16 protein-coding genes and 1 tRNA gene are annotated in these 22321 nt (G+C 53.9%); 14 read left to right on the forward strand and 3 right to left on the reverse strand.

Annotated elements, in window-relative coordinates; all coding sequences use genetic code 11:
- Positions 1-402: 402 nt before the first annotated feature.
- The 3 genes from QML71_RS08620 to QML71_RS08630 all read left to right on the forward strand — a co-directional run bounded on the left by QML71_RS08620 (position 403) and on the right by QML71_RS08630 (position 7194).
- On the forward strand, positions 403-4635 hold the full coding sequence (locus tag QML71_RS08620; protein WP_282011519.1) for a hybrid sensor histidine kinase/response regulator: 4233 nt from the start codon (positions 403-405) through the stop codon (positions 4633-4635).
- The gene (locus tag QML71_RS08625) at positions 4619-5485 is read left to right on the forward strand and encodes a CheR family methyltransferase (protein WP_282011520.1); all 867 of its coding nucleotides are present in this window, start codon (positions 4619-4621) and stop codon (positions 5483-5485) included. Before QML71_RS08620 ends, QML71_RS08625 begins: the two co-directional genes overlap by 17 nt.
- A gap of 74 nt (positions 5486-5559) precedes the next feature.
- Entirely contained in the window at positions 5560-7194 is a 1635-nt protein-coding gene (locus QML71_RS08630; protein WP_282011521.1) for a hybrid sensor histidine kinase/response regulator, read from the forward strand.
- Positions 7195-7295: 101 nt separating this feature from the next.
- Here the strand turns inward: QML71_RS08630 and QML71_RS08635 are convergent.
- A tRNA-Arg gene (locus QML71_RS08635) sits at positions 7296-7372 on the reverse strand.
- A 199-nt stretch (positions 7373-7571) separates the two neighbouring features.
- Between QML71_RS08635 and QML71_RS08640 the strand changes: the two genes are divergently transcribed.
- Positions 7572-7991: a thiol-disulfide oxidoreductase DCC family protein gene (locus QML71_RS08640; protein WP_282011522.1), complete on the forward strand. Its 420-nt coding sequence runs from the start codon at positions 7572-7574 to the stop codon at positions 7989-7991.
- 173 nt (positions 7992-8164) lie between these two features.
- Here QML71_RS08640 and QML71_RS08645 read toward each other — a convergent pair whose 3' ends face one another.
- Positions 8165-9922 carry a glycosyltransferase gene (locus QML71_RS08645; protein ID WP_282011523.1) on the reverse strand — a complete coding sequence of 586 codons (1758 nt, stop codon included), beginning with the start codon at positions 9920-9922 and terminating at the stop codon, positions 8165-8167.
- A gap of 840 nt (positions 9923-10762) precedes the next feature.
- On the opposite strand from QML71_RS08645, the gene QML71_RS08650 reads away from it, so the two are divergent.
- The 8 genes from QML71_RS08650 (at position 10763) to QML71_RS08685 (ending at position 18114) form a co-directional block, all read left to right on the forward strand.
- Complete coding sequence (locus QML71_RS08650) at positions 10763-11629, forward strand: rhodanese-like domain-containing protein (protein ID WP_282011524.1); 867 nt, start codon at positions 10763-10765, stop codon at positions 11627-11629.
- Positions 11630-11729: 100 nt separating this feature from the next.
- Positions 11730-12716 carry an ABC transporter ATP-binding protein gene (locus QML71_RS08655; protein WP_282011525.1) on the forward strand — a complete coding sequence of 329 codons (987 nt, stop codon included), beginning with the start codon at positions 11730-11732 and terminating at the stop codon, positions 12714-12716.
- Positions 12713-13678 (forward strand): ABC transporter ATP-binding protein, encoded by a 966-nt coding sequence (locus QML71_RS08660; RefSeq protein ID WP_282011526.1) that lies wholly within the window; start codon positions 12713-12715, stop codon positions 13676-13678. Before QML71_RS08655 ends, QML71_RS08660 begins: the two co-directional genes overlap by 4 nt.
- A 10-nt stretch (positions 13679-13688) precedes the next feature.
- Positions 13689-14570, forward strand: coding sequence for an AEC family transporter (locus QML71_RS08665; protein ID WP_282011527.1), 882 nt, complete (start codon positions 13689-13691; stop codon positions 14568-14570).
- Between the two features lie 254 nt (positions 14571-14824).
- Complete coding sequence (locus QML71_RS08670) at positions 14825-15598, forward strand: motility protein A (RefSeq protein ID WP_282011528.1); 774 nt, start codon at positions 14825-14827, stop codon at positions 15596-15598.
- 14 nt (positions 15599-15612) lie between these two features.
- The gene (locus QML71_RS08675; protein ID WP_282011529.1) at positions 15613-17094 is read left to right on the forward strand and encodes an OmpA family protein; all 1482 of its coding nucleotides are present in this window, start codon (positions 15613-15615) and stop codon (positions 17092-17094) included.
- Complete coding sequence (locus QML71_RS08680; protein WP_282011530.1) at positions 17072-17479, forward strand: PilZ domain-containing protein; 408 nt, start codon at positions 17072-17074, stop codon at positions 17477-17479. The genes QML71_RS08675 and QML71_RS08680 overlap by 23 nt, the downstream gene beginning before the upstream one ends.
- Positions 17480-17481: 2 nt before the next feature.
- Positions 17482-18114, forward strand: coding sequence for a hypothetical protein (locus tag QML71_RS08685; protein WP_282011531.1), 633 nt, complete (start codon positions 17482-17484; stop codon positions 18112-18114).
- Positions 18115-18124: 10 nt separating this feature from the next.
- Here QML71_RS08685 and QML71_RS08690 read toward each other — a convergent pair whose 3' ends face one another.
- Positions 18125-18685 (reverse strand): hypothetical protein, encoded by a 561-nt coding sequence (locus QML71_RS08690; RefSeq protein WP_282011532.1) that lies wholly within the window; start codon positions 18683-18685, stop codon positions 18125-18127.
- 121 nt (positions 18686-18806) lie between these two features.
- On the opposite strand from QML71_RS08690, the gene QML71_RS08695 reads away from it, so the two are divergent.
- Complete coding sequence (locus tag QML71_RS08695; RefSeq protein ID WP_282011533.1) at positions 18807-20093, forward strand: bifunctional folylpolyglutamate synthase/dihydrofolate synthase; 1287 nt, start codon at positions 18807-18809, stop codon at positions 20091-20093.
- Positions 20071-22305, forward strand: a complete 2235-nt coding sequence (locus QML71_RS08700) for an LPS-assembly protein LptD (protein WP_282011534.1) — start codon at positions 20071-20073, stop codon at positions 22303-22305. The genes QML71_RS08695 and QML71_RS08700 overlap by 23 nt, the downstream gene beginning before the upstream one ends.
- The last annotated feature ends 16 nt before the right edge of the window (positions 22306-22321 follow it).

Below are 22321 nucleotides of genomic sequence, written 5' to 3' on the forward strand. Positions count from 1 at the left end.
GCGCCCATTTTTCGTCTAAATAACTCATAAAAGATATAAACTAAACGGTTTACGGGCAAGTGATTGGAGTTTATGCAGACATTCCATCTTGCAAATTATTCAGGGTTTTCAAAGTTTTAAAGTTTATTGCAGGCTTTGCTTAATAAAAGTTGGCGTATACTGAATCCACCGTTACATTGGGAATACACTGATTTTGATCCGGTCTTTCTAAATTCTCTGTGAGGACGACGGGAGAAGGTGAGACCCAACATCCAAATATTTTTTGTATACATGCCGCATTATTTTCAGCCATCTGGATCTTACACTCTACACGAGTCAGGACGGGAACCTTGCTCCTGAAGGAAGCTCATATTCAGCATTCAACCTAGTTATCGGTCGGATTAAAACAGGGATATTGGAGCTATGAAAAGTCTATCTGTACGTCAGAAGGCCTATATAGGGCTGGCACTCGTGTTTCTGGCTATTACGTTCACGGGTCTGTTATTTTTTCTGTCCGTAAAAAAAAGCGACGAGAATTCATTCATGGTCAACACACTGGGACGCCAGCGCGTGCTGGCCCAGTTGATGGCCAAGTCCATCCTCGAACATGCTTCCACCCGCAGCGCCAAAGACCAGATTGAAGGCAAAGTCGAAACCATCGACCATTTCATCACCGACTTCCGAAAAACGTACTCCACCATGGTGGTTGGCCCGGCCCAGGCGCATGGCCTCCTCATTTCGCAGTCCGAAGCCACCCTCGATTCCAAAAGCATCCCCTCCCCTGTCACCTTCACCCGTAAGATTTCCGAGGTGTTGGGCGCGGACAACAACCTGAGCCTCGAGCTCCTGTCTGACAATCCCATCAACCCGGCCAAAGGTCTTAAAACCGAACTGGACAAGGAAGCATTCAACCATTTGAGTAATACCGGCTCCACTGCCTTCAGCAAGATTTTCGAGCGCGACGGCAAACTCTTTCTCGCCTACTACACACCGGACCGGGCCACGTCCAAGGAATGCGCCACCTGTCACAATGCCATTCAAAAGACAAAGACCTTTGATCAGGGAGACATGCTGGGCATGCGCCGCTACCTGCTCACCTATGCCGACGATGCGGTCCTCGGGCAGAGCGAACTGAACTCCCGTTTGGATGGATACAGCCAGGCCAAAAATATGTACGAGGCCACCTTGAGCGCCATCCGCTTTGGCGGACCCATTTTTATAGACCTGAAAGCCACTCAAAGCGTGGACATCCCTCCCATCGATTCACCCCAGATTCAGAACAAGGCGTGGGAGATTTCAAAAGCATTCCAAACCTTCGAAAGCGCGGTTCAGGACTTTTTGAATGCGCCCGTCGGTTCGAATGCGTTCCGGCAGGCCCGCATGGGTGTCATCTCCGGTTCCAAAGTTCTCCGCGTCCTGAATGACGGCATGGTGGATCAATTCACTCTTCTTGTTAAGGAAAGCAACACCAACAGCCGGTACTCCGTCTCAGTTGCCATCGCTTTGAGTGTAGGACTTCTCGGTTTCATGGGCGTGTACCTGGCCCGCTCCATTCTGCGCCCGGTCAACAACACCTCCAAAACTCTGCAAAAACTTTCGGAAGGCGTGCTCGACCAGGAAACCCTGCCGGTGCAAACCCAGGATGAAATCGGCATCCTGTCTCAGTCTTGCAACGATCTGATGGCCGGACTCAAACGGTTCATCAACTACTCGGAAAATATTTTGCAGGGCAACACGGACACCCAGGAGTTCCAGGCCAAGGGCGAGTTCCACCTGGCGCTCACCCGCATGCTGGAGCAGGCCAGGAAACAGCAGGAAGCCGAACGCGAAAAAGAACAGTTAACCAAGGACCTGGTGCAGAAAAACTGGTTGTCCAGCAGTCTGTCCAATTTATACGAAAGAATGCGGCGAGGCGAACAGGACCTGAACTCGCTGGCGCAGAACACCATCAGTTACCTCGCTGAAACTCTGAACGCGCAGGTCGGCGCCATTTATCTCAAGCAGGATGATGAGTTCAAGTTGACTGGGACCTATGCTTTCTCCAAACGCAAAAGCATCTCGAGTGCATACAAAATGGGAGAAGGGCTCATCGGGCAGGCCGCTCTGGAAAAAGACATCATCACCATCACCAACATCCCGGATGATTACATTCGCGTGGTTTCCGGTCTGGGAGATCAGGCGCCAACCATGATTCTGGTCGCACCCCTGATCCACGAAGACCAGGTCAAGGGAGTGCTGGAACTGGCGTCGGTCCATACCTTTGACGATGCCAAGCTGGAATTCGTCCGCCAATCCTGCGAAATTCTGGCCATCAGTTTCCATCTCTCGCAAACCCAGGACCACTTGAAGGAACTGCTGGAGGAGTCCCGCGCCCAGGCGGATGAACTGGCGCAGCAGCAGGTGGAGTTGCAGGAGGCCAATCAGGAACTGGAAAGTCAGACGGATGCGTTGAGAAACTCCGAAGCCAAACTGGTGCAACAACAGGAAGAGCTCCAGGAAACCAACCGTCAGTTGGAAGAACAGGCTTCCATTCTGGAAAACCAGAAGCAGGAAATCGAGAAGAAGAACAAGCTCGTCAACGAAAAGGTCAGCGAGCTTGAAATCTCCAGCAAGTACAAATCCGAGTTCCTGGCCAACATGTCGCATGAACTGCGCACGCCCCTCAACAGCATGCTGATCCTTTCCCGATTGCTTGTGGATAACAAGGACAACAATTTGACCGACAAACAAACCGAGTTCGCGAAAACCATTCATAGCTCCGGCAATGATCTGTTGAATTTGATCAATGACATTCTCGACCTGTCCAAAATCGAATCCGGAAATATGGAAATGGTTCTGGAAGACATGGAACTGGATCACTTTGTGGACAGCCTGAAGCGGAATTTCCAGCCCGTCGCCGATGAGCAGAACCTGGAGTTCACCATCAACCTCCAGCCGGGCCTGCCCAAATCCATGGTCTGCGACGGCAAACACCTGGAGCAAACTCTCCGCAACCTGCTCTCGAATGCGTTCAAGTTCACAGAAAAGGGCGGCGTGACCGTCAGCATCTTCCGGCCGGATTCCGGAACCACCCTGGCCAACTCCAAACTGAAACCCAGCGCCACCATCGCGTTCCAGGTCACCGACACCGGCAAAGGCATTCATGAAACCAAACGGGCGCAAATTTTTGAAGCCTTTCAACAGGAAGACGGCACCACCAGCCGCAAATACGGGGGCACGGGTCTCGGACTTTCCATCACCCGGGAATTTGTCCGCCTCATGGGCGGCGAAATCCAGCTTGAGAGCAAACTGGGAGACGGCTCTACATTTACGATTTTCCTGCCGGAAAAAGCGGAGAAACCCGTTAGCATTCTAAAAACTTCCGACTCTTCCGGCAATGGGAGGAAGAACAAAGCAATATTCCAGCCAGACACGCCAACGTCCACCGCAACCAACGCAGAAGTGGATGACGACCGCCAGGACATCCGGACCAGCGACCGCACCCTTCTCATCATCGAAGACGACCTGAAGTTCGCCCACCTGCTGAAAGACATGGCTCGTGACAAAGGCTTTAAATGCCTGATCGCCGATGACGGAGAAAACGGAATCCTGCTCGCACAGCAGTTTCAGCCTTCCGCTATCATCCTCGATGTCGGCCTGCCAGGGATCGACGGCCTCATGGTCATGGATAAATTAAAAAATAGGCCCGAGACCAAAACCATCCCCGTCCACTTCATCTCCGCGCTTGACAAAGACAAGGAAGCCATGAGCATGGGGGCGATCGGGTTCCTCAAAAAACCCGTTACGCCGGAGAAAATCGACGACGCCTTTTTGCGCATTGAAAAGGTCATCTCCAAAGGCATCAAAAACCTTCTGGTGATCGAGGACGAAACCATCGTCCAGGACGAAATCAAGAAGATGCTCGGCAACAGCAAGACCCACGTCATCACCGCCACCACAGCGGAAGTGGGGATGCAAGCCCTGGAAGAAAACGAAATAGACTGCATCGTCCTCGATCTGCATCTCGATGGCATCTCCGGATTCGACTTCCTCGAAAACATAAAAAAGGTGAAGAAGTTCAAGCACATTCCCGTCATCGTTTATACCGGACGCGAATTGACTCCCAATGAAGAAGTCAAACTCAAGCGTTTCTCAGAAAGCATCATCATCAAGGGTGCGCACTCTTTGGAACGGCTGATTGACGAAGCCACCCTGTTTTTACACAAAGTGGCTGAGTCACAGGCCACGGGCGCGAAGACCTCAGCGATCGCATCCGTCGACGCCAAGGTGTTTTCTGGCAAGAAAATCCTACTTGTGGACGACGACCTGCGAAATGTATTCGCTCTCGCCCATGTGCTCGAAGAATATGACATGACCGTGGTCATTGCCAAGCACGGTAAAGAAGCCTTGGAGCAACTAAATACCAACAAGGATGTCGATCTTGTCCTCATGGATATCATGATGCCGGAAATGGATGGCTACGAATGCATGCAGGAAATCCGGAAAAAAGGCGAGTTTAAAAATCTACCCATCATCGCTCTGACCGCGAAAGCCATGAAGGGGGACAAACAAAAATGCCTTGAGGCGGGAGCCAACGACTACCTGACCAAACCTGTAGATATCGAAACTCTGTTGAATCAAATCAAGGTCTGGGTGCTCCATGAAAACGAACACTGATCCCAGGAGCCCTTCTCTATCCGAGGAGGAACTCAATGAAAACCTGGAATTGTGGGCCCTGCTGGAAGTCATCTACCAGAAGTACGGTTACGACTTCCGCAACTACACATACAGCTCCATCAAGCGCCAGCTGAAACGACGCATGGAGGCAGAAGGCATCCAGACCATTTCACACATGCAACACCTGGCTTTGAATCAAAAAGAACTCTTTCACAAGTTGGTTTCTGATTTTTATATCAACGTCACGGAGTTGTTCAGGGACCCTTCGTTTTTCAAAAACATCCGGAGTCATGTGATCCCCATTTTAAAATCGTATCCCTCCATCAAAATATGGCATGCCGGGTGCGGTACCGGCCAGGAAGTCTATTCCATGGCCATCCTGCTTATGGAAGAAGGCCTGTTCGAGAAAGCACACATCTACGCCACCGACGTCAACACCGAAGCCCTGAACAAGGCGCGCCAGGGGATTTATTCGATCGAACTGATCAAGGAAGACACCCACAATTATTTCGAATCCGGAGGCACCGAAAGCTTATCCAAATACTGCACGGCGAGTTACGGCAACGTCATCATGAAATCGGAAATTAAGAAAAACATTTCCTTTTTCGACCACAACCTGGTCACCGACAATTCCTTTGGAGAAATGAATCTCATCTTTTGCCGGAATGTCCTCATTTATTTCAACAGCGAGCTGAAGCAACGGTCTGTTCGCGTTTTCTGGGACTCATTGTGCCATAAAGGTTTTTTCTGCGCAGGCGCCAACGAGCGTCTGCTTGGTGAAGAAAACGAAGCACTGTTTGACGTGTTCGACGATAAAAATAAAATTTACAGAAAAAAGGAAGCGGCTTGAATTTTTGCTGTGGTTAAAGGGGGGGGCCCAATGCAATGCAAGTCGTCCGTATAATCTAAAATTCAAGAAATCTTATGGAACGCAAACTCATTGAGGACCGCCCCCACATTCTCATCGTAGATGATGTGGAAGCCAACCTGATCGCTTTGGAAAGCCTGCTGGACGACCTGTCCTGCCATATCATCCGCGCAGACTCCGGGAAAGAAGCCTTGTCCCGGGTTCTCGAGCACGAATTCGCCCTCATTCTGCTGGATGTGCAAATGCCCAACATGGACGGCTACGAAACCGCCTCCCTCATACGGGGCATCGAAAAAACCCGTTTCATCCCCATTATCTTCGTCACCGCTTCCAGCAAGGAAGAACCTTACGTCTTCAAGGGATACCAGCGCGGAGCCGTGGATTACCTGTATAAACCGCTCAACCCGATCATCCTTAAAAGCAAAGTCAGCGTGTTTCTTGACCTGTTCAATCAAAGGTCCCTGATCCAGAAACAGTCCAACGATCTGGAACTCGAAATGAAAGAAACCCAACGCTTGAAGGAAATCGCGGACAATGCCAACCAGGCGAAATCAGAATTCCTCTCGCGCATGAATCACGAAATCCGCACGCCCCTCAACGCGATTTTCGGCTATGCCCAGATCATGAAGCTCGACGAAAAAATCCTGACGCCCCGCCAAAGAAACGGCGTGGAAGGCATCTACCGCGCCGGCCAGCACCTGATGCGGCTGATCGACAACGTACTGGACCTCGCGAAAATCGAATCCGGAAACATAAGCCTGCATATCCAGGAGTTCGATCTGGTTGAGATCATGCTGGATATCTCGGTGATGTTTGAGTCGGGATGCAAAGCCGCCGGCATTCAGTTTTCCATCGAGGGCATTGCCCTCGACGAGCCTTGCTGGCTCCTGGGGGACGATCAAAAGTTGAAACAGGTGCTGATCAATCTTGTCGGCAATGCCACCAAATTCACAGAAGAGGGGTCCATAACCATCCAAGTCAAACATTTGGGAAACTCCGCGTTTCAGTTTTCCGTGAAGGACACCGGCAAAGGCATCCCCAAAGAAAAACAGGGAAAGGTGTTCGAAGCCTTCCAGCAGGCCGAGATAGGGCAGTCCAAGGGAGGAACCGGGCTGGGCTTGGCGATTTCGAAAAAATTTGTGGAATTGATGAGCGGGGAACTGAAACTCGTTTCCGAAGAAAACAAAGGCAGCTGTTTTTATTTTTCCATTCCACTGGCCCCGGCCGCATCCAACCCCAAAAACCAGAAGTTTCTCGAAACGCTGCGGTACCACCTGCCCGCAGAGCTTCAATTCAAAGTCCTGATCGTGGACGACATCCCGGACAACGTCGAAATCCTGGCGCAACTTTTGAGTGAGTTGGGGTTCGATACCAAAGCCGCGGAAAATGGAGAAGAGGCCGTAGAAGTTGCCCGGAACTGGAAACCGGACGTCATCTTCATGGATTACCAGATGCCAAAACTGAATGGCCTGGAAGCGGCGAAAAAAATACGCACGATGCAGCAGGAAAAAGACGAAACAAAAATCATCCTGCTATCCGCTTCGGTTCTTTCACACGAAAAGGAAGATATCCTGAAGGAAGAAGTGCATGACGGCTTCATCACCAAACCGTTTTTGCAAAAGGAAATCGTCAACACGCTCGAATACCTTTTGAACATCAAGTTCGATCGTGAAGGCGACGACAATGGATAAAGGCTCCCAGGTTGTGGCCAACTCTTTTCACCCTGTCCGGACCAAATAGAACGCCCCACAAAAAATGGCTTATAGATCGAAATCTATAAGCCATTTTCATCTGGTGCCCCCGAGGCGATTCGAACGCCTGACCTACGGATTAGGAATCCGTTGCTCTATCCTGCTGAGCTACGGGGGCGCGTCATTTACTTTGAGCTTCCATCTGCAAACTGTTTACGGGCAATCCGTCCCATCTGCCCTGCACCACTCGCCAACCAGCCGAATCATACCACGCATGCCGCACCCCATAAATCGGTTTTTAGTTCATTGCGATCCTTCCACATCATCCACTCCTATGTTAAAAGCCTTATAATAAAACTCTGAAAGGACGGAAGGTCATGGCACCCAAGCCCGCAAAGGCGAACGAACAACCACCCATCATCTTTTTCGATGGCGTGTGCGGGTTGTGCAACGGGTTTGTGGATTTCCTTGTGCGCGAGGATCGCTCGCAGGTGTTCCGCTTCTCCCCTTTGCAGGGAGAAACCGCCCGCCGGGTGCTGGGCACGGTCGAAGAGAGCTCGATGGACAGCGTCGTGCTGGTGGAAGGCGACCGCATTTCCGTGAAGTCCACGGCGGCTTTGCGCATCTTCCGCCGCCTCGGCGGAATCTGGTCGTTGCTTTGGATTTTGAGATGGGTGCCCGTCTTCATCCGCGACGGCGTGTACGAATCGATTGCGAAGAACCGTTACCGCCTGTTCGGCAAAAGAGAAACCTGCCGCATCCCGTCTCTGGAAGAGCGCGGAAGATTTCTCGATTAATGTTTCAACCAGATTATAAGGAAAGAGGCATGCTTTATACCAGATGAATAAATCCATGCTGGCCAACCTCATAGGGGGAGTTGTTCATCGCTTCCGCCATGGAACAGAAATATTAGAGGGGAAATTAACATGCAGAGAGACAGAAAACCTTCAACGTACCAGATCCAATTTTTTCATCGACTTTCCAAACAAGGCTCCGGGTTCCCGTTCTGAACCTTCTCCCTAAAACTGTCAGCCAGAGTTTGACGAAAACTCCATACCCCATTTATTGAAAAGAACTGCGCGTAAAACTCCCAGAACTGGTTTTCCATTACAAGCCGGTCTTCTGAAACCTCTGAACTCTTCATTTCCTCAGCGAACTCGGGATCAAGATCTTTCACCTCGAGTTTCCGAATTGCATCCCGGATTATTTGTTTGCTTTCATCCAGTATTTGGAAAGTATTTTCCGGTCTGCCGCTGGTGTTCAAATCATGATGGCGGTACTTCAGCAAAGGGGTTCCTATGTTTGCAATAGGGCAAACCTTCAATATCCGAAACCACATGTCGAAATCAAAAGCGATTTTATACTGCTCATCAAAAAACCCGACCGTTTCAAAGATCTTTCGGTGGAACATGGCAGTCGGAGCGCAGACGGTGCATCCGTGCGCAAAAAAATTAATCAACGCCTGGCTTTGCGAGTTGAATTCAAATTGGCTCGGGTTGAAACGATTGACTTTCTGTAAGTTTCCATTCACATCAAATTTTCGGCAAAAAACCGCACCCAGCTCGGGGTTTTCCTGAAACGCTTTGAGCTGGACTTCAATTTTGTTTTCAAGGAACAAATCATCCTGATTGAGCCAGCAAACAAACTCACCTTCAGCCAACCTGATTCCACGGTTCAGGTTTTTCACATGTCCCAGGTTTTTCTCACTCTCGCACCAGCGAATTCTGCTGTCTTTATAACGCCGGACAACCTCTTCGGTCCGGTCACGGGAAAAATCATCGCACAACAATATTTCAAGGTTTCGATGGCTTTGCTGCAGTACGCTTTCCAGTGAATCTGCAATAAATCGTTCGCCGTTGTAAACGGGAATCACAACACTCACCAGTGGCTCCTTATTGCCATATACCGCCTTTTCCAAACGGTTTTCCACCACGTTTCCGTTTCGCCGCGGGGAAGAACTTGCACTAGCTTCAGCATTGTTTTGCCTCCGCCCGCTGTAACTGTTTTTCGCGGCATTCAAATCTTTTCGCTCGACCTTTTTCTTTGCGACCACCTTATACTGATAAACAAAAAAACGCCGGATTTCCTCTTCGCTCAAACCGGATATTTGAAGCCTCCCTATTTGCAAACTGTCCTTGTTTCCACCTTCCAGGCCTTTTGCCTGTGGGACCAGGTTTTCGGTGATCGACTCGATTTCCAGTCCGGCCTCCCTGAAAAGTTTTTCAATTTCCTTGAACGTGTAGAACCTCAGGTGAGTGCGATCTAAAATCCCTTCGTCCTGGTAGGTCCAATTCCCTTCTATCAACTGATGGACCACTTCATAAAACTGAACATTGGGGATGCTGGCAACCATGCTTCCGCCCGCGGTCAAAAGGTTTTTGTATTTTCTGATAACCGCAAGAGGGTCTTTCAAGTGTTCCAGAACATCGGCAAACAGGATGCAATCAAAACTTCCCTCCGGGTACGGAACATCCATGGTCTCAATATCACCCTGCACCAAGTCATCGAGAACAACCCGAGCCTCCTTTGCGGCGTCCGGGTCCAGTTCTATCCCAGCGACATAGGCGTTGAATTTTTCCCTGACAAATTGTCCGGTTCTTCCTGCTCCACAACCGACTTCCAAAACCGAACAGACATTGCCGGGAATCAATTCAATAACATCATGTCTCACATATTGATAATATTTGGAAACATTGTTGCTTTTAGACTCGGTAAGGTTTTGATCCATTTTTCTACCCGAATGGAAAGTGTTTTGATTTATGCAATCCGCCTGTTCGCCTGGGGCCAAATCCCGGCACAGACACACCACATACTCAAATAAAAATTTGTTTTAATGGTCTGCTCGGCGACTCTTTGGCCATCATTTCGACCCTCAAATCCCTATAAAACGGTAACCAATAATGGGACCGCACCTATCCCAATCCGGCTCCGAATTTTGTACATTATTATCGGTACATCAAAAAATTCACTTTAGGATAATCTCCAGGCAAACTCCACCAAAATAACCATAACTATTTGTAAAATATATATTTATTAAATTAAAACTGCCGGATAAAAATCCAGCCATGTTGCCCGGAGGAGCTTGATTCCCGATGAGTCCAATCGGAACGACCACCGTAAAATCCAAATTGTCGGAAATTGTCTCCGAAGACGCCCTCCTTCCATTATGGCCAAGCCCTCGGAGATGGGTGGCCAATTCAAATAGGGATTCCTTCTCTTAATCTAATTTCAATTCCCTCCTCTAGGCGCTGTGCCAAATGCCAAAGGGTCCAGCAGACCTCCAGTTACCGTTGCATGCACTACCACAGCGGCATTCGGCGCTGGAACCTGGCCAACCCCAAACATTGTTCCCGGACGAACCCTCCAGTCAAATACCTGGACCCCAAACCGGCATATCTAGTGACCGTTGCGTGTTCGGCCGCTCTGAGGGGGGCGAGGCCGCTCCAGGCATCTCTCGGGAAAGTGCGGGTGCGCCTTGATTCGGGCGTTTCATTCGGTATATCATTTTAGAACAGGAATCGCAGCAGAACCCTCAACCCACCCGGCATCAGCGGATAAGGAGTGTTTCATGACCCGAGTACGAGCCAGCCAGATATTCACCCACGCGGTGGAAGACGCAGTGGCGGCAAAAAAAATGCTGGATGACGGCAAACCTTTCACGGAAGTGGTGTCGCAATTCAGTACCTGCCCGTCAAAAGAAAACGGAGGCGACCTGGGATGGATGCCGGAGGAAAACGCCCAGGCCCTGATGGGAGAGGTCGGCGAAATGGACCAGGGAAAAATCCTGGGACCCATCCACTCGCCCTACGGCTACCACATCCTCCAGATCACCGAAATTGAAAAAGAAGAAGCGCTCATCACCTTCAACCCCGACACGCCGATGACCGAAGTCAACCGGGTGCTGCCGGAAGTGCACACACTGCTGTTCAAACATTTTCACATTGGCATGCCCGTCAGCGGTTACAAACCGGAAGAAACCATCTTCACCGTGTGCGAGCAACACGGCAAGACCGTGGGCGAGGTCCTGGGATTGCTGAACAAGGAAGCCGGACAGGATAATGGCCGCTTCATCACCGCCGAGCAACTCAAGGAAAAAATGAAAGCCGGGGAACCCATCGCTCTGCTCGACATCCGCGAACAGTGGGAACGCGATATCGCCTGCATTGAGGAAGCCACTTTCATCACCCGCGAGAACAGCGAGTCGGTGCTGGCCGGCCTCGCCCCCGATCAGGAAATCGTGGTCATCGACTGGAAAGGCGACCGCACCGCCAGCTTCCAGAAGTACCTCGGACAGCGCGGCTTCACCAACGTGCAGGGCATCGAAGGCGGCATCGACGCCTGGGCGGAGAAAGTGGACACACGCATGGCCCGTTACGAAATCGATGAGGAAGACGACGATTACCGTTACGAGGACATCTTCGATGACGTCCAGTGATCCCTCGCCGAATTCGTTCGGGAAAGCTCTTTAAGTTAAGGGCTTTCCTTTTTTGCTCTGTTGACGCTGCTTAATCTTTCTTCACGCGCCGGACTCAACCATGGCTCCCCTGCTCAAGATCGAAGACCTCGTCACCTCCTTCTTCATTGAAGAAGGCCGGGTTCAGTCCGTGCGCCAGGTGAGCCTGCAGATCGAAAAAGGCGAAACGGTGGCCTTGGTCGGCGAGTCCGGCTGCGGCAAATCGGTCACCGCGCTCAGCGTCATGCGCCTCGTGCCGACGCCGCCGGGCCGTTACGAAAGCGGCCGCATCACCTTCGACAAGCACGATATTTTCGCGCTGAGTGAGGATGAGATGCGCGACATCCGCGGCAACGACATCGGCATGATCTTCCAGGAGCCGATGACCTCGCTCAATCCCATCTTCACCATCGGCGACCAGATCATCGAAGCCATCGTCCTGCACCAGAACAAAAGCGGTGCCGAAGCCCGCAAGCTGGCCCTCGAATTGCTCGACCGCGTGCGCATCCCGTCGCCGGAACAACGCATCGACCAGTACCCGCACGAACTGTCCGGCGGCATGAAGCAACGCGTCATGATCGCCATGGCCATCTCCTGCCAGCCCGCGTTGCTCATCGCCGACGAGCCGACGACGGCGCTGGACGTCACCATTGAAGCGCAAATCCTCGACGTGCTGGCCAAGCTGCGCGACGAAACCAAAATGTCCGTTTTGCTCATCACCCACAACCTCGGCATCGTCGCCCAGTTCGCCGACCGCGTGGCGGTGATGTATGCCGGAAAAATCGTGGAAGAAGCGCCGGTGATCGAATTGTTCGAGGACCCCAAGCACCCGTACACGCGCGGCCTGCTGCGCTCACTGCCCAGGGACGAGCCGGGCCAGCCGCTGGAACCGATCGGCGGCACCGTGCCCAACCCCGTCAACCTGCCGTCGGGCTGCGCCTTCCACCCCCGTTGCCCGGACGTGATGGACGAATGCAGCCAAAAAATTCCTCCGGCATACCGGACCGGGCCGAAACAAACCGCCGCCTGCTACCTATACAAAACCAACACCGTGGCAAGCGAATCATGAGCAACCTGATCGAGCTCAAAAATCTCAAAAAATATTTCCCCGTGTACGGCGGTGTGTTCGCGCGCGTGGTGAACGAGGTCAAAGCGGTGGACGACGTGTCGCTCGACATCGGCAAGCAGGAAATCCTCGGCCTCGTCGGCGAGTCGGGATGCGGCAAGACCACCGTCGGCCGCATGACGCTGCGTTTGATCGAACCCACCGCCGGGCAGATCGTGTTTCGCGGGCAGGACATCACGCAGGTGTCCAATCGCGCGATGGAACAACTCCGCCCGAAGATGCAGATCATTTTTCAGGACCCGTTCAGTTCGCTCAACCCGCGTTTCAACGTCGAGCGCATCATCGGCGAAGCCATGCTGGTGCACGGCATCGCCAGCCAACACAATCTGCGCGACAAGATCGGCGAGGTCATGGACCAGGTCGGCCTGTCGCCCCGTTACATGCGGCGCTACCCGCACGAGTTCTCCGGCGGGCAACGGCAGCGCATCGGCATCGCCCGCGCCCTGGCGCTCGACCCGGATTACATCGTCTGCGACGAACCGGTCTCCGCCCTCGACGTTTCCATCCAGGCACAGATCATCAACCTGCTGCGTAAACTGCAACAGGATAAAAGCCTGACCATGCTGTTCATCTCGCACGACCTCAACGTGGTCAAGCACCTGTCGCAACGCACGGCGGTGATGTACCTCGGCAAAATCGTCGAGGTCGCACCCACCGACGTGCTCAACCGCGAAGCCGCGCACCCGTACACCCAGGCCCTGCTGGCGGCGAAACCGTCGCTGAACCCGCGCGACCGCGGCAAGATGAAATCGGTTGGCGGCGATGTGCCCTCGCCGATGAACCCGCCATCCGGCTGCCGCTTCCACACCCGCTGCCCGGAAGTGATGGAACACTGCAAACACGAAGACCCGAAAAAAGTCGAGATCCGTCCCGGTCACATCGTGTACTGCCACCTCTACACCTGACGCGCCCGGCATGCTCGACGATCTGCTCCACGTCCTGCAACTCGTTTCGCCGTCCTTTTTGATCATCGGACTCGGGTTTTTCTTTGCGCGCCGCGTGCCGCACAATCCCAAGCCGCTGGTGCGCCTGACCATGGCGGTCCTGCTTCCATCGTTCGCGTTCCACCACATCAGCGGCATGAACCTCGAAGGCGGCCTTCTGGGCAACGTGTTCCTGGCGGCATGGATTGTCCTGCTGTTGCCAGGGCTGCTGGCGTGGCTCGTGCTGCGCGGGCGCGCCCTGCCCGGACGCGGCGTCTATCTGCCCATCATGTTCATGAACTCGGTCAACCTGCCCTTTCCCATCATGCAGGCAGCGTATGGCAACGCCGCAATTCCTCTCGGCCTCATGTTTTTCCTCGCCTCTTTCATCAGCGTGTTCACCATTGGCCTCTCCCTCGTGTCGGCAGAAAGCGGCTGGAAACAGATTTTCAAGGAACCCGTCGTTTATGTGGTGGCCTTGGCCCTGTTGATGAACGCCCTGCACATGCCGGTGCCCACGGTGGTGCGCGAGCCGGTGCGCATTTTGGCCGGAGCCAACATCCCGATGGTCCTGTTGATTCTGGGCATGCACCTGGCACAGGTGAGAGTGACGCAACTGCGCCTGACGTGGATGGTCGTCGGCTTCCGGTTCACCTTTGGATTGCTGGCGGGACTGTTGTGCGTGGCCCTGTTGCCGCTCGACGACCTGGCGCGCAAGGTCGTTCTGCTGGAGAGCATCATGCCCTGCGCGGTCATCAATATCCTGCTCTCCGGCAAGTACAACGCCAATCCGGAACTCGTCGCCTCCGCCATCCTCGTCTCCACCCTGCTGTCTTTGGCCATCATCCCCATCACCCTGCTGGTGCTGGGCTGAGCCGGGCGGCAAGCCCGGTCCGTTCTCCAAATAACGGAAAATTCAACATCTATTGACCATTCCGTGGCCTCAAACGCTCCAGTCGTCTTGATTTATGCCGATAACAATAAACGGGGGCACACCGTGGCCTGAAAGCTTGCAGGCGGCCACCAAAATATCTATAACCCAATGAAAACATTGTAGAAACACTGCTTCCATGTTAATTTTAATGGAATCCGAAATTTTGTCATGAGCCATAGCCAAGGATTTGACCTGTGGATGCCGCATCCCTTGTAGGGGTCCTGTTAGGACTGGGGTTGATCATCGGGGCCATTTTCCTGGGCGGGGATTTGAGTCATTTTTTCAACCTGCCCGGAATCATGATCGTGGTCGGCGGAACCATCGCCGCCACCCTGATCACCTTCCAATTGAAAGACGTCATCGCCGCTTTCCGAGCGGCTATTTTTGTTTTCTCCGAGAAAAAATCCGACCCCAACGACATGGTCGAAACCATGATCGAGCTGTGCAGCATCAGCCGCCGCCAGGGCTTGATCGCCCTCAGCCGCATCGAGTACGAAAACGACCTGCTGCGTAAAGCCTGCAACCTGATCGCCGACGGATCGAAAGAAGAAATGATCCGCGACACGCTGAACATCGAAATCGATTCCATGAAGCAGCGGCATTTCATCATTCAGGATATCTTCCGGAAAATGGCGTCGTACGCGCCCTCCTTCGGCATGATGGGGACACTCATCGGACTGGTGCAGATGCTCCGTCAGTTGAACAATCCGGATACCATTGGCCCGGCCATGGCGGTGGCCTTGCTGACCACGTTTTACGGCATGCTTCTTTCCACTTTGTTTTTTCTGCCCATCGCGGGAAAATTGAGAGACCGCACCCTGGTGGAGTTGGTCACACTGGAAATCATGTTCGAAGGGGCCATCTCCATTCTGGAAGACAACAACCCGGTGTTCGTTTATGAAAAACTGTCTTCCTACGTTCCAGCCAAGCGGCGGCGGCCTCCGAAGCCGACGGGAACAACCCATTAACGGGGCGATGCCTTATGGCGGAGAAAAACGAAAAAGAAAGCCTGCAACAGATCAAGGAGCAGCTTCGTTCGCGCAATGCCCAGTTGAAAAAGCTGGATGCCGAAAAAGCCCGTCAGGAAACCCGTTTCCAACACATGCTGACGGTCACCGGAAAAAAAATCTCCAAGCTGCAAAGCACGGTTGAGGAACAGAAAGAGCAGATCAAGTTTCAACGCGGTCTGCAACAGAAGCAGGTTTCCACCACCCCACCGTCCAAAACGCCCGCAGCCGACAAGGAAGAAGCATCAAAAACCGATGAATCCGGAATCCGTTACGAGCAGTTGGCGCATGCCCTCAAAGCCCTGCAAAAGAAAAATCGGCAATTGACGGAAAAAGTAAAGGAAGAGCGGAAAGAGCACGAGCGGCTGGCCAAGGAAAAAAGCACGCTCGCCCGGGAGGTCAAACGGTTGCGCAATGATGTGGGCCACGTGGATGAAATTCAGTCCCGTTCCGTTTCTGTGCAAACCCTGACGGAAAAATCCAAGGAACGGTTTCAAAAGCTGGTGGCGGAAAAAGATGGCCTGATCCAGATGTACGAAAAAATGATCCAGACCAACAAGACCGGAGGCGATGCGATGGCCATCACCTCCGATATGCTGCACAAGATCCAGGAAGAGCTCGAAAACACCCGCGCCGAGAAAGCGGAACTCGAAGAAGAGATCAAAATCCGGGACCGGCAGTTTGAAGTGCAAATGAACTACGAAGTGCAGCGGGCGAAAGAACGCATCCGCAAAAACCTGAAGGTCGGGCGGCGTCAACGAAAATCGATTTCCGATTTTTCCGAAGAGGTGCTGGACGAACGCTCCGGGCAGGCGTGGCTGATGACGTTTGCCGACATGTTCACCCTGCTGCTCACGTATTTCATCATTCTGTACTCTCTGTCCTCCGTCAACATGAATCGGTTCAAAGAAGCCATTCTAGGCGAGGAAAAAGCCTCCATCGGCCTGCTCGAACTTCTGGACTCCGCGGAAGTCAAACAGTCTTTGGATGTATTGACGGGACTCAAAACTGATAATATTCTAAATGAAGTGAAAAACGTGGCGCAGGCGGAAAGCCTGTCCGAAGTGATGACGATTTCCACCGACCAGTCCAAGGTCATCGTCAAGGTGCCTTCCGAGTCGCTGTTCGATGAAGGCAGCGCCAGGTTGAATCTGGAACGGGGCAAAGAGGTTTTGGACGAACTCATCCGGATCACGGAAAAGTATCCTTATTACCGGATCAACATCAACGGCCACACCGACAACGTGGAAATTCCCAACGCCCGGTTCGCCAGCAACTGGGAGTTGTCTTCAGCCCGGGCAACCTCCGTATTGAGGTATTTCCTCGATCAAAACATCGAGCCCAAACGCCTTACGGCCACCGGGTTCGCGGACACGTTTCCGATCGCGACCAACAAGACCGAGCGCGGTCGCGCCCTAAACAGGAGAGTCGAGTTTGTTCTGGAAAAAGAAAACTGAAGACAACAAGGAGCCCAAGGGCAAACTGTTTCATTTGCCTAAAGAGGACAACCGGCAGGCCTTCCGTATTTTTCCGGATCCCGCCGATCCGATCGTGGTTTCCATCGACGACACGACGGTGAAGGTGATGGAAATCAGCTCCGGCGGCATTTCGTTTCAAAACGTCAACTTCAATGCCAAAGCCGTGTATCCCATCACATTCACGCTCCCCATCACCGGCGGCTTCGTCAAAACCAAACTTCGCGTCCTGCGCATCAACCGGGAAGGCGTGTGCCAATGCCGGTTTATCGGGCTGGACGACAAAGCAGAGGACGATATCCATCGGTATGTCCTGTTCCGGCAGAAAGAACTCCTCCGCAACCGCAAATACCCTGAATCCGAGTGACCATGCCTTTCCCTGATTTTGATGCCCCCTCCTGGTCCGCCCTTGAACTGCGGCTGATCCGGGAACGCGAACTGTTCCTGCACAAACATTCCATTCTGAAAAAAGCCGAAGAGCATCTCGAACTGTTGAAGCAGCGCATGCTCGATGTTCTGGCAGACGATCCCGGCCCCGTTCCTTTAGGCACCGATCTCAAACGCGGCAAACTCACGCGCGGCGAAAACAACAAGGGGTTTCCTTTCCTCTCGCTGGATATCCCGCAATTTTTCACGAGGGAGGAATACTTCACCTACCGCGTGCTGTTCTGGTGGGGACACTACCTCGGTTACTCTCTCGTCCTGAAAGGAGAGGCCTTGCCCGGTTACCTGGCTTGCCTGAAAACGCGGCGGCACGAACCGGAATTCGCCGACATCTGGATCGCGCGCCACAGCAGTCCCTGGGAATGGGAAAACGCGGACGACAATTTCGCTCCCGTCCAACAACCCACCGACGAGGACCTCGATCGCTGGATAGGAGACATTCAATACATCAAAGTTATCCGCATGATTCCACTGACAACGCCGGGTTTTCCGGAGGTGGACTGGGCGGAGGAAGGCGTGCGCACCTACCGCGACCTGATGCGGCTGACGCAGAAATAAAACGCAGCGGTCAGGCGGGAGGGATGTACACGAGCGGGTGCATCCACAAAACATCCCGGCTGGGCACCACCCGCATGGGTTCCCCGGCTTCCGGGCTTTTCAGATAAACCATGGCGTGGGCGGAATCGGGAATGGGCGACACCCGGCTTTCGGGAAGGTGCAGGGGCGTCGGCGTCATAAAACTTTTGCGGCGTTGACGCAGCCGTGCTGGCGTCGCGGAAGGGTCCTGCGGCCCGGAAGATTTGCGGTTGTGTTCGGGATCGCTTTTGAGCAGCTTGCGCACCCGTGGGCGCTCGTCCCGGATCTGCACCAGATACACCTGATGGAGCGCGGTGAGCCCGTCCCCCTCCCGGCAGAACACGCCGATCCGTCCCTGAGGCAGGTCGGGCGCGGCGGCGTCATCTTCCATCTTCAGGGCATAACACGTGCCCGGCAGCATTGCCGCCGGTTGAATATCGATGGAGGTCACCAGTTCCAGGCCCTCCAACGGCTCGGCCATGTTGTCCAGCAACACCGGCCGCCGGGCCAGCCGCAGCAGGGGAATGCGCAGGGATTTCGGGTCCGGGGTCACCAGTCTTACCTTTATATATTAAAAATTTTTAAGCATTTATATTTTACGCGCTGTTTTTAAAAATGCGAAAATATAATCCCTTGAACGCGGGCCCCATGTCCCCTCACCCTGTCACGACGCGATGAACCCACAACAAAGTCTGGACTATCTTTACGGCCTCCAAACCAGCGGCATCAAGCTGGGGTTGGAAAACACAGCGCGCCTGCTTGAACAGTTGGGCAATCCGCAGCAGCGCATTCCCGCCATTCACATTGCCGGCACCAAAGGCAAAGGTTCAACAGCGGTATTCATCGAATCCATCCTGCGCACGGCGGGCTACCGGACCGGACTGTACACCTCCCCGCATATTCAGCATTTTTCCGAACGCATTCAGGTGGACCGCCAACCGATTCCCGAAGCCGCACTCGTGGACGGAGTCCGGCGCGTCAAGCAGGCTGCGGAACAACTCGATCTGCCCGTCACGTTTTTCGAATTCGGCACCGCCCTCGCCTTTCAACATTTCGTGGACCGGGAAGTGGAGTGGAATGTGATCGAAGTGGGCATGGGCGGTCGTTTGGATTCCACCAACCTCTGCCAGGGGGAAGTGTGCGTCGTCACCTCCATCTCACGCGATCACGAAAGCAGCCTCGGCACGGAGCTGCCCGCCATCGCTTTCGAGAAAGCCTGCATCATCAAGCACCCCTGCACGGTGGTGACGGCGGTCGAGGCGCCGGAGGTGTTCGGCGTGATCGAAGACCGCGCCCACCAGTTCGACTGCCACCTGCTGCAACTGGGCAAAGACTTTAAAGTGAAGGTCCGCGCTCACGCACCGGGCGAAATGGTATTCGATTATGAAAGCGCAGAAGGCAACATTGAAGGCGTGACGAGTTCTTTACTGGGACGCTACCAGGCGCAGAATGCGGGTCTCGCCATTGCCGCCTGCCGAGCGCTCGCGCCGAAAGGCGTGCGCCTGACGGATGCCACCATCCGGACCGGCATCGCCAACGCACAGTGGGCCGGACGGCTGGAAATCGTCAACACCTCACCGTTGACCCTGCTCGACTGCGCCCACAATCCGGACAGTTTGCGTAAACTGATGGAAGCGCTGGTGGAGCTTTACCCCGATCGCACGCTGCGCGTCGTGCTGGGCATCATGCAGGACAAACCGTACCGGGAATGTATTGAAATTGTCGCGCAATTCGCCCATCATATCACGCTGACCCGTCCCCGGCAGGAACGCAGCCTGAACCCGGCGGACCTGGCCGGGGAAACGTTCCCCACCGGCCCGCTGGAAATCATTGAAGATGTCCCTCAGGCCCTGATCGCCAACCAGAAGCAATGCGGACCGGATGCATTGGTTTGCGTCACGGGTTCCATATTCACCGTCGCAGAAGCCAGAGAGCATATTGAACGAACTTGTCTCAAATAGGGCGGTCCTCTATGTAACGATGGCGTTGCTGGCGCTCCTGACCGGCCTGTTTGCCTCTCCCGGTCTCGCCCAGCCGCCCGTTCCCGATTCCACACAAAACGCAGAAGCAGAAAAAGAAGACCCCGTCGAGATCACCGCCGATTACATGGAGCATTTCGTCAAGGAAAAACTCATCAAGGCGCGGGGCAACGTGGTGGTCCGATACCAGAACCGTACGGTGCGCGCCGACAAGATGGCAGTCAACACGGAGACGGGTCAGGGGCACGCCCAGGGCAATGTCGTCATGCAGACGGAAGACGGCTCCACCATGGAAGCCGTGCGCGGCGACTTCAACATCAAGACCCATCGCGGCATTCTGCTGCGCACCCGCGGCACCCTGAAAGGCCAGGACGGCCAGGAATACTACGTCTCCGGCCAAATCTTCCGCCGCTTTTCCGACGAACACTATCAGACCGAAAACGCCACACTGACCACCTGCACCGGCCTATTGCCGGCATGGATGATTGAAGTCGGCAAAGCCGACATCCTGACCGAAGACCGCGCCTTGTTTACCGGCGGGGTGTTCCGCGTCAAAGGCATTCCCCTCATTTTCATCCCGGTCGGATACGTGCCCATCATCACCGAACGCAAAAGCGGGTTCCTGACGCCCAGCGTTGGCATCAGCAACCTGGACGGCCTGACCATCCAGAACCGGTATTTCTGGGCGATCAGCCGCTCGTACGACGCCACCATCGGCGCCGATTACCTGGAAAACCGTGGCCTGCGGTCGTCACTCGAATTCCGGTATCGCCCGCATGAGACCACCGAAGGCTGGTGGCGCGGCGAGCATTTGAAAGACGATATTTCCGGCCGCACCTTTTGGAAACTCGATGCCCGCCACAAGCAGGTTTTGCCGGGCGGCGCCCAATTGCAGGCGCGCCTCGACCAGACTTCCAGCGCCAACTTCAACAAAACGTTCAAATCGCAAACCGAAATCCGCACGCGGCGCAGCAACGACTCCTTCCTCTCCGTGTTCAAAGGATGGGAAACCAACTCGCTGGATATTCTGGGACGTTACCGCGAAAGCGAGCAGGCTGACCGCGACGACCTCTTCGGCATCCTGCCTTCCGCCACCTGGGTCACGCAATCGTTCGAACTGGGCAAGAGTAATTTTTATTTCAATCAGGAAATGAATTTCACTCAATTCCTGCTGGATCTCGACCCCACCATCGGCACCGACAACAACCAGACCATTCAACGGTTCGACTTTCATCCACAGGTGTCTTATCCGATCAGTTTCGCGCCGTGGTTGCGGCTGACGCCGCAGGTGGGCTTCCGCGAGACCTATTACGACAAGGAAATCTCGGACCAGATCGACCCGTCCACCGGCCAGCCTTTCATCAAAGGGGAGTTCACCCGCGAGGTGTTTGAATTCAGCACGGTGCTGGAAGGGCCCAAATTCAACCGCGTCTTCCAGCCGACGGAACCGGGCGGCGCGGCGTTCAAGCATGTCGTCGAGCCACGCGTGCAGTACGATTATATTTCCAATTTCGACCGCAAGGATCGCGAACGCGTACGTGTCATCGATGGCATCGACGATGTGCGGCCGACCGAATCGCTCACCTATTTCCTGACCCAGCGCCTGCTGCGTAAAGATACCGACGCCAAAGGCAACGGCGTGGTGACGCAGGTGGCGCGTTTCGAGGTCAGCCAGAGTTACAACTTCAGAGAGTCGCGCCGTTTCGAAACACCCCTCACACCGCGCCGTCCGTTTTCCAATTTGCGATTCGACCTCGACAGCCGGTTGACCGATTATTTCATGCTCAACTTCGACAGCGAGTATAATGTGTACGATGGGCACGTTCAGCGCTTCAATGTGGACGTCGGCGTCAAGATCAGCGAATGGCTGATGGTGGTGGTGGAAAAACGCCAGGTTCACAACGAATCGGCAATGATTCTGGGTACCCTGGACGTCACGCTTCCAAAAGGCTGGAACTTCAAGTACAGTGCCCGCTTCGATGAGTTCAACGACCGCGTGCTGGAACACAACGGTCGCGCCACGTACAGCGACAAATGCAAATGCTGGGGTCTGTCGCTGGATATCATCCGCCGCCGCAACATCAACCTCAACGTCAATCAGGCGGAAACCAAAATCCTGCTCAGCTTTGAGTTGCGCGGGCTGGCGGATTTCGACGGATCGCGCGGTGAAACCTTCATTCACCGCGGTTTTTAAACTTCAGCAGGAGGCA

The organism is Nitrospina watsonii, assembly GCF_946900835.1.
Classification (GTDB): domain Bacteria; phylum Nitrospinota; class Nitrospinia; order Nitrospinales; family Nitrospinaceae; genus Nitrospina; species Nitrospina watsonii.